Source organism: Sulfuricaulis sp., assembly GCF_049587675.1.
Classification (GTDB): Bacteria; Pseudomonadota; Gammaproteobacteria; order Acidiferrobacterales; family Sulfurifustaceae; genus Sulfuricaulis.
The window spans coordinates 26,535-35,200 of sequence record NZ_JBAVEJ010000105.1; the positions used below are offsets into that span (position 1 = coordinate 26,535).

Below are 8,666 nucleotides of genomic sequence, written 5' to 3' on the forward strand. Positions count from 1 at the left end.
GGCAATTAAGGCGTCAGTGTAATTGAAATACAACGTTAACCTTGCGTTTCAAATACTGAGACAGCTTGATTCATTTATTGTTCAGTCTTCTTGACCTCCTTCAGCGCGAGGAAGTGAATTCGAAAGACAAGCAACGCGCAGCTACTCTTCGCCACCTCCCAACACCTTGTAGAGGGTCACGTGGGCGCTCAGGAGCTGCCGGCGCGAACTGACCAAAACCTGTTCCGCGAGGAAGGTTTCCCGGCTGGCGTCCAGCACTTCCAGGTAATTGGCGATGCCTGCCTGCTGACGGGCTTTGACTCGATCAAAGCGCGCCTGTTGGGCGCGCAGGTTGGCCTCCAGGGCGGCCACTTGTTCGCTGAAGGTGCTCCCGGCGGCAAGGGAGTCGGCCACTTCGCGGAATGCCTGTTGAATGGTTTTTTCGTAGTCGGCCACGGCCTGGACTTTCCGTGCTTCAGCCACGTCTACGGTGGAACGGATGCGGCCCGCGTCGAACAGCGGCAACGTCAGCACCGGATTGAACAGCCAGGCTTTGCTGCCGGAAGCGAACAGGCCGGACAACTCGTTGCTTGCCGATCCTGTGCTGGCGGTAAGCGTGATGCGCGGAAAAAATGCCGCGCGGGCTGCGCCCACGCTGGCATTGGCGGCGAGAAGCCGCTGCTCGGCGGCACGCACATCGGGGCGCCGGAGGAGCACGTCCGACGGCAGCCCCGGCGCCAGCTCAGCCATCGAAGGCTGGCTGAGAACGTTCGTCGGCGCGGGCAAGGTCACCGCCATGCCCGTGAGCAGGCGCAGGGCATTTTCCGTCTCGATCCGCTGGCGCTTCAGGTCATTCCACAGGGCGCGCACGGATTCCACGAGACCTTCGGCGGCGAGCACGTCGAGATCGGTCGCCAGCCCCGCTTCCTGCCGCTTGCGGATGATGGCGAGACTCTCCTCCCGCGTCTTCAATGTGTCGAGAGCAAGCTGCTCGCGCTCGGCAAGTTCCGTGAGCAGCAGCCAGGTGTTGGCGACATCACTGATGAGGCCGATGCGAAAACTTTTCGCCGCCTCGTCGGTCGCCAGATACTGGGCCCGGGCGGACTCGCTCAGCGCCGCCACCCGACCCCAGAAATCCAGTTCGAAAGCGCTCACCCCCAAGCCCGCGTCATAGCGGCTGATGACGACCGGTTGGCCTGTAGCCGAGAGGTCTCCCGGCAGGCGTGAACGGTTGCCCGAGGCTTGCGCTTCCAGCGTGGGGAAGCGCTCGGCGCGGGCGATGCCTGCCAGGCCGCGGGCTTCGTCGACCCGCGCCAGGGCGATCGTGAGATCACGGTTGTGATTGAGCGCCGCCTCGATCAGGACTTGAAGCGAGGGATTCGTGTAATAGTCGCGCCAGGGGGACAAGGGGGTGGCGGCGGCTTCTGTCACGCCGTCGAAATGTTCCGGCACCGGTGCGGCCGGACGCTCGTAGGCGGGGATGAAAGAACAGCCGGCCAGCAACGCCAAGACGACGGCTCCGAACGCGGCCCGCGCCATATTTCCCGTCGCGAAGATAGGAAATATATTTCGTTCAGTCATGTTCCGTTTCCTTACGATGCCGGGCGGGGAAAAACTTGCGCACCACCACGAAAAACACCGGCACCAGGAAAATAGCGAGCACCGTGGCGGCGATCATGCCACCGATCACGCCGGTGCCCACGGCGTGGCGGCTGGCCGCGCCCGCACCGGTGGAGATCGCGAGCGGCGACACGCCCAGGATGAAGGCGAAGCTGGTCATGAGGATGGGTCGCAACCTCAACCGGCACGCCTCCAGCGTTGCGGCCACGAGATCCATGCCGTCATTGTGGAGCTTGCGGGCGAATTCGATGATGAGGATCGCATTCTTGGCGGAGAGTCCGATGATGGCAATGAGCCCGACTTTGAAGAACACGTCGTTGGGCAGCCCGCGCAAGTGCACCGCCAGCACCGCGCCAAGCACGCCGAGCGGCACCACCAGGATCACGGCGAACGGAATCGACCAGCTCTCATACAGTGCCGCAAGCGCCAGAAATACCACGAGCAGCGACAGCGCGAACAGGATCGGCGCCTGGGCGCCGGCGAGCCGTTCTTCGAAAGAAGTGCCGGACCATTCAAAGGCGTAGCCGGGCGGCAACTTCTGTGCGATTTCTTCCATGGCCTGCATCGACTCGCCCGTGGAATGACCGGGCGCGGGGCCGCCCGCGATCTTCATGGAGGGACTGCCGTTGTAGCGATCGAGCTTGGGGAGCCCCACGATCCATTTCGGCCTCGTGATTTCCCCCAGGAGCACCACCTCGCCCAGGCGGTTTCGCACCGGGAGTTTCAACAGATCCTCGGGCGTCTTGCGCAGATCCGCGTCCGCCTGCATTTGCACGCGGAGTATGCGCCCGGCGCGCACAAAATCGTTTACGTAGGCCACGCCGATGGCGGATGAGAGAGTATCGTTGAGATCGGCCATGTCGATTTGCAGTGCCTGCGTCTTCTCCCGGTCGATTTCCAGGAACACCTGCGGCCCGGGCTCCTGGCCTTCCGGCCGCACGCCGGCGAGCCGGTGATCCTGCGACGCCAGACCGAGCACGAGATTGCGCACATTCAGCAACGCATCGCGGCCCTGGCCGGAGCGGTCCAACAACCGGAAATCGAATCCGCCGACCGCGCCCAGCTCGGGGATGGGGGGAGGATTCACCGCGAAGATGATGGCCTCCTTGATGCGCATGAATGTTCCCATGGCCCGGCCGATCACGCCCTGCGCCGAGTGTTCATACCCGCTTCGCTCATCCCAGTCCTTGAGCCGTGTGAACGCGAGAGCCGCGTTCTGCCCCCGGCCGAAGAAGGAGAAGCCCACCACGCCGATAACCTTATCCACTTCCGGCTGTTTCAGGTAGAACTGCTCCACCTGCGAGAGCACCGCCACCGTGCGCTCCTGAGTCGCCCCGGCGGGGAGTTGCACCAGCGAAATGAAATAACCCTGGTCCTCGTCCGGCAGGAAGCTGCCGGGAATCAGGGTGAAAAGCCAACCGGTGGCGGCCACGATGGCGAGATAGATCACCACCCAGCGACCGGTGCGGGCAAGGATGCGCGCCGTGAGACCGCGATAGCCGGAAGCGACGCGGCCGAAAAAAAGGTTGAACTTGCGCTTTTCATCTTTTTCCGCTTCGCCCGGTTTGAGCAGCGTCGCGCACATGGCGGGCGTGAGCGACAGCGCCATCAGCACCGAAAACGCCATGGTCAGAATCAGCGTCGCGGCGAACTGGCGGTAGATGGCGCCCACCGAACCGCCGAAGAACAGCATCGGCATGAACACGGCGGAGAGCACGACGGAGATGCCGAGGATCGCGCCGAGGATCTGATCCATGGCCTTGAGCGTGGCCTCCAACGGCGGTAAACGCTCCTCACGCATGATGCGTTCCACGTTTTCCACCACCACGATAGCGTCGTCCACCAGGACACCGATCGCGAGCACCATGGCGAACAGCGTCAGCACGTTGATGGAAAAACCGAAGGCATATAGTCCCGCCGTGGCGCCAGCCAGCGACACCGGCACCACCACAGCGGGTACCAGGGTGGTGCGCCAATGCCCGAGGAACACGTACATCACGATGAACACCAGCACCATGGCCTCGCCCAGTGTCTTCACCACCTCGATGATGGAAATCTCCACGAAGCGGGAGCTGTCGTAGGGCACGGCCCAGTCGACTCCCTTGGGGAAGAAGCGGGCAAGTTCCGTCATGCGCGACTTCACAGCCTTCGCCACGTCGAGCGCATTGGCGCCGGGCGCGACACGAATCGCGATGGCGGCGATGGGCTGGCCGTTCATTCGGGCGTAGCGGTCGTAACTGTCGCCGCCAAGTTCCACGCGGGCCACGTCTTTCACCTTCACCGTGGCTCCGCTGGCAAGCTCCCGTATGACCACGTTACCGAATTCATCGGGCGTGGAAAGCCGTCCCCGCGTGACGATGACGGCGTTCACCTGGGCGCCCGAAGCACTCGGCGCCTGGTTGAGTTCGCCGGTGGCGAGCTGCACGTTCTGCGCCTGCAAGGCCTTTTTCACGTCGGCGGGCGTCAGGCCATAGGCGGTGAGTTGCTCCGGCTTGAGCCAGATGCGCATGGAATATTCGGTGCCGAACAGGATGGCCTCGCCCACGCCAGGTACGCGGCGAATCGCGTCGAGCACGTTGGCCGCCGCGAAGCTGCCGAGGTCAATGAAGTTAAGGTTGCCGTCCTTGGAATAAATGGCGACGAACATAAGATAGTTGCGCTGCGGCTTCGTCACCGGCACCCCGATCCGCCGCACGTCTTCCGGGAGTCGCGCCTCGACACGCTTGTAACGGTTCTGGGCTTCCACCGAGGAGATGTCGATGTTGGTGCCCGGCTCGAAGGTGAGCGTCAGCGTCCCCGCGCCCAGTTCGGAAGCCGCCTCCATGTAGAGCAGATGTTCGATGCCGTTCATCTCCTGCTCGATCAGCTTGATGACCGTGTCTTCGATCACCTGCGCGGAAGCGCCGGGATAGGTCACGTTGAAGGCGATCTGGGGCGGGGCCACCGACGGATACTGGGCCACCGGCAGATTCTTGAGCGCGATGACACCCACGAGCAGGATCAGGATGGCGATGACCCAGGCGAAGATGGGTCGATGGATGAAGAAGCGGGCCATGTCAGCTGCCCGGCGTCAGCGGCACGGGTTTCACGACCGCGCCCGGCCGGACCTTCTGCACGCCGTTTACGATGAGGGTTTCGTCGCCCTTGAGGCCGTCTTCGATGACGAAGTCCGTGCCCGCCATGGCCCCGACTTTCACCGGGCGCGGCATGACTTTGTTCTCCGGCCCCACCAGCAGCACGTATTGGTTCTCGGGCCCGGAAAGCACCGCCCGCTGGGGCACGGCGATCACGCCCTCTGCCACCGCCTGAGGCAACCTCACTCGAACAAATGCGCCAGGAAGCAACAGATGTCCGGGGTTAGGAAATTCCGCTTTCAGGGTGACGGAGCCGGTGGTGGGATCCACGCTCATGTCGCTGAAAATGAGCCGGCCTTTCTGAGGGTAGGGCTGTCCGTTATCCATAATAAGTTCCACGACCCTGCTTTCCGCCACTTTCAACGAACCCGCGGCGAGCGCACTCCTGAGGCGGAACACCTCGGCATTGGGCTGGGTGAAGAGCACCTGCGCCGGCTCCAACTGCTCGATGACAGTAAGTAGTGTCGCGTCGCCCCGACCCACGAGAGCACCTTCGGTCACAAGCGCGCGGCCGATGCGGCCGGAGATGGGCGCGGGCACGGTGGTGTTTTCCAGATCCAGCCGGGCACGCTCGAGCTGGGCCTGGGACTGTTTGAGCGTGGCGCGAGCCAGATCCACTTCCTGCTGGCTCACCGCCTTGATGGGCAGCAGTGACACCACGCGAGAGAGGTTGAGCTTTTTTACATCCACGTCGGCTTCCGCCGCCTGCGCGGCGGTACGGTAGGCGCGATCATCCAGCCGGAACAGCGGCTCACCGGCGCGCACGTCGCTGCCTTCCTCGAACAGGCGCTTTTCCACGATGCCTTCGACGCGCGCGCGCACCTGCGCCGTGCGCACGGCGGTCACTCTTCCCACCAGCTCGCGGGTAAGTGTTGCGGCGCCGCGGCTTACCTGCACGACCTCTACTTCCGGCGGCGGCATGGCACCCGCTGCTCCGGGGCCCGCGGGGCCGCTCTTGCCATCCGGACCGCAGGCGGCGAGCAGCGACAAAAATAAAAACAGGGTGAGGCGTTTCATGGCTTATCCTTTTCGGGAGCAAAGGCGCGCAGGAAGCAATCCACCACCTGCACCGCTTTCGTGGACTTGAGCAAATCCGTTTGCAAATTCATGAGGCCTCGCAGGCGATCGAAATCCCCCAGCATGGCCGCAAGCATCTCGGCGGCAAAATCAGGGTCATCACGTCTCAACTGCCCTTCTTCCATGGCCCACGCGAGATACTCGGCGAGGCGCTTGCGCGTGGTCTGCGGCCCTTGACGGAAAAACTGTTTCGCCAGCGCCGGGAAACGCGGCGCCTCCGCCGTCAGCGTGCGGAAGATCGCAATGCCATCGGCGCTCAGAATCTTTTCCCGGTAGGCTTCGCTGAAAGCCAACAGCGTGGCCCGCACCTCGCCATCTCGATCCAGCGTCACCAGCACTGACTGGATCGCATGGCGCACCACTTCGGCAAACAGCGCATCCTTGCTGGGAAAATGGTTGTACACCGTCTGCCGCGCCACATGGGCGCGGGCGGCGAGGCGGTCGATGCTTACCTTGTAACCCTCTTCGCGGAAGGCTTCGCAAGCGGCATCCAGTAGACGTTGCCGGGTGTCTGGGGGCGGTTCAAGTACGGTGGACATAGCAGGATAATGGAAATTTTGTCGATTAGACTGACTAGTCTAGTTGCCCGGCGCGACACGAACAAGGTCAGGCTGTGGCAGCCGCTTCGAGTCGAAGGCAACGCTTTGCATCATGCGAAACCCCACCTCAGTAGCAGCAACGGGAGAACCGACTACTCCCTCAAAAAACGCAGGAGGTGCGCGCAAAAACGGAATGACCACACCCGCTATGGCGGGATTGTCAGCATCATGGATGAAGCCCGGAATCCCGTATGCAGCTTGCCTGAATCGAGAGTTCGAGCATCTCTGTCTCTGCCGGTTCTAACCGCCTGGACATCGGTTTGCTGCGGAAAAACGTCAGATGAGTTTATGACATGAATTTCTGGTTGGCGAAGCGCGTACGACCGCTTTGGGATCCGGGACCGTCAGCAAAACGACCAATACCGGTCATTCACTTTTCCCAGAAGTGGACGCTCAACGCTTCGCATCAGCGGCCAACAAAGCGCGTAGCGGTTTGTTGGCCAGGCTGCATGCGCTTGTTATGAGTCGCTATTGAAAACATCAGTACTTGTATTTTGAGCATTCTAATTCTTGAATAATTTCTAGAATAAATGGCCTTTTCTGCTCAGAGTTAAAACGAACTTGAAAGCATTTATTTCTGCTTAAATATTCATTGCAGAATACGAAATCCAAATCTTTGAACGACTTATCGTCAGGATCGATAACTTCGTAGCGATACTCGTATGTTTTCGCTTTCTTTACGTATTCCCTGGAAATAATTCTAATTTTGGCCTCTTGCCCCAAAACTGGAACACAACCTCGTTTTGTATTTCGATCAGACCACTTTCTGGTAGTTTGGCTGTGAGAAAGAGGCTTATTAAATGGCAAAGACGCAGATTGTTGTGCTAATTTGTTTGCTGCTCGATTGTATTTATTACTTTTATGAGCTTTGACCCATTTAATATCCACCTTAATTGGGTAATTCTTAACTTCTTTTCTTAGCCTCTTCCACAAATCGATATTTGCAACAGGCATGCCATTTGCCCCAAGCCATCTTTTATTTGGCCATATATGCATAGCCTTAAAATAATTTTCGACCTCGTATCGTGAATCAGAAAAAATAAGAATTCTTTTAAAACGGTTTTTATCCTTTAAGAATCTCTTCGCCTCCTGTACAGCAACAGTACATGCCTCTATCTCCATTTCATCAATAGTTGCATTTTGCCACCCAGGTGGGGCGTATTCTTCATACTCTTCATCCCCAGATTCATTTACCCAAACTAGGCAAACACCTACGCCGGCGGCTCTTTGCTTCTTTGGATAGGAAGATCCGTCGGTAAAAATGTTTAATGCATATTCATCAATTATGCCTAGTCCCGATACCAACTATTTAATTCCTATCAACGTTGACCGTTTGTGACTTATAACGTCCAAATTGAGGGGCGCACCGCTTTTGGCGCGTCCCGCTCGAATGCAGGGTTAGGCGGATATTACGCCCACTTCTTTCCGAGATCCTCGAGACCAGCCTTCTGCAAATCCTCCGGACTCATCAGAATGCGAAACTTGCAATTGGCCTGGAACTTGAGAAAGAAGGGCTCCGAAAATGAGGGCACATCCGACGGAGTTTGTACGTTAATCACAAAAATTCCGCCGCGTTTTCCGTCCTGCTCAGTGAAGTAAGCTGTCTCTGGCTTGATTGTTTCGAGGATACGCCCAATGATTTCGCCCGCCTTTCCGCTCCTAACGAGAGAGTTGAAAGGCTCAAGTGGGAATTCGACCGTAAGTAGCATTTTCATGTGATGACTCCTTTTGTTGCGACATTTGAAGGCGGTGTCGTACACGCCTAACAGTTGATATACGGACAATATCGTCAGTATATCCTCAGAAGCGCAGGTGGCTGTAAGAGTGGTCTAACTTCCTGTCTTGGTGTGATTTTGTTCTTTTCCTTTCCGTATATCATCTCCAGAATGTACGGACCGAGAATAGAGTTGGTTCGATGTCGGAGGCAATGACGGCTATGGGTCGAATGCTGCCGGTCGGTTAATGGCCAACAATTGCCGTTCGTGGCACGTCCGTTGGCGCATCCCGCCGTCCAAGCCCCGCCAAATTGGCGTTTACCGGCCATAAATGGACGTGAAGCTAAATTGGAACACGGAGGCAGGGTGCGACGGGCGGAATTTGTCAATAAATCTATACTTGAGATAGTAACCGCCGTAGACGATAGATTAGCGCCAGTTAACCGAGCATCAACTGAGCCTCTTAATGCCTAAACAGATGGATGACCACAAGATCAAGCTCGCTGAAGATAGCTATCGTGGCATAGCGACTGTTCTCGATA

Annotated in this window: 6 protein-coding genes; all 6 read right to left on the bottom strand. The window is 58.8% G+C overall.

All coding sequences use genetic code 11. The annotated features are described in order from the left end of the window. Positions 1 to 141: 141 nt before the first annotated feature. The 6 genes from WB402_RS05580 to WB402_RS05605 all read right to left on the bottom strand — a co-directional run bounded on the left by WB402_RS05580 (position 142) and on the right by WB402_RS05605 (position 8,124). Positions 142 to 1,560 carry an efflux transporter outer membrane subunit gene (locus tag WB402_RS05580; protein ID WP_424205925.1) on the bottom strand — a complete coding sequence of 473 codons (1,419 nt, stop codon included), beginning with the start codon at positions 1,558 to 1,560 and terminating at the stop codon, positions 142 to 144. Continuing rightward, the gene (locus WB402_RS05585; protein WP_424205926.1) at positions 1,553 to 4,654 is read right to left on the bottom strand and encodes an efflux RND transporter permease subunit; all 3,102 of its coding nucleotides are present in this window, start codon (positions 4,652 to 4,654) and stop codon (positions 1,553 to 1,555) included. Before WB402_RS05585 ends, WB402_RS05580 begins: the two co-directional genes overlap by 8 nt. Position 4,655: 1 nt before the next feature. After that, positions 4,656 to 5,750, bottom strand: coding sequence for an efflux RND transporter periplasmic adaptor subunit (locus tag WB402_RS05590; RefSeq protein WP_424205927.1), 1,095 nt, complete (start codon positions 5,748 to 5,750; stop codon positions 4,656 to 4,658). After that, entirely contained in the window at positions 5,747 to 6,349 is a 603-nt protein-coding gene (locus WB402_RS05595) for a TetR/AcrR family transcriptional regulator (RefSeq protein WP_424205928.1), read from the bottom strand. The genes WB402_RS05590 and WB402_RS05595 overlap by 4 nt, the downstream gene beginning before the upstream one ends. A 540-nt stretch (positions 6,350 to 6,889) precedes the next feature. After that, positions 6,890 to 7,714 carry an RNase H family protein gene (locus tag WB402_RS05600; RefSeq protein WP_424205929.1) on the bottom strand — a complete coding sequence of 275 codons (825 nt, stop codon included), beginning with the start codon at positions 7,712 to 7,714 and terminating at the stop codon, positions 6,890 to 6,892. Positions 7,715 to 7,818: 104 nt separating this feature from the next. Then, entirely contained in the window at positions 7,819 to 8,124 is a 306-nt protein-coding gene (locus WB402_RS05605) for a panthothenate synthetase (protein WP_424205930.1), read from the bottom strand. Positions 8,125 to 8,666: the final 542 nt, after the last annotated feature.

Coding starts and splice junctions, on each gene's coding strand:
- WB402_RS05580 (WP_424205925.1), bottom strand. CDS start 1,560: ATGACTGAACGAAATATATTTCCTATCTTCGCGACGGGAAATATGGCG.
- WB402_RS05605 (WP_424205930.1), bottom strand. CDS start 8,124: ATGAAAATGCTACTTACGGTCGAATTCCCACTTGAGCCTTTCAACTCT.
- WB402_RS05585 (WP_424205926.1), bottom strand. CDS start 4,654: ATGGCCCGCTTCTTCATCCATCGACCCATCTTCGCCTGGGTCATCGCC.
- WB402_RS05590 (WP_424205927.1), bottom strand. CDS start 5,750: ATGAAACGCCTCACCCTGTTTTTATTTTTGTCGCTGCTCGCCGCCTGC.
- WB402_RS05595 (WP_424205928.1), bottom strand. CDS start 6,349: ATGTCCACCGTACTTGAACCGCCCCCAGACACCCGGCAACGTCTACTG.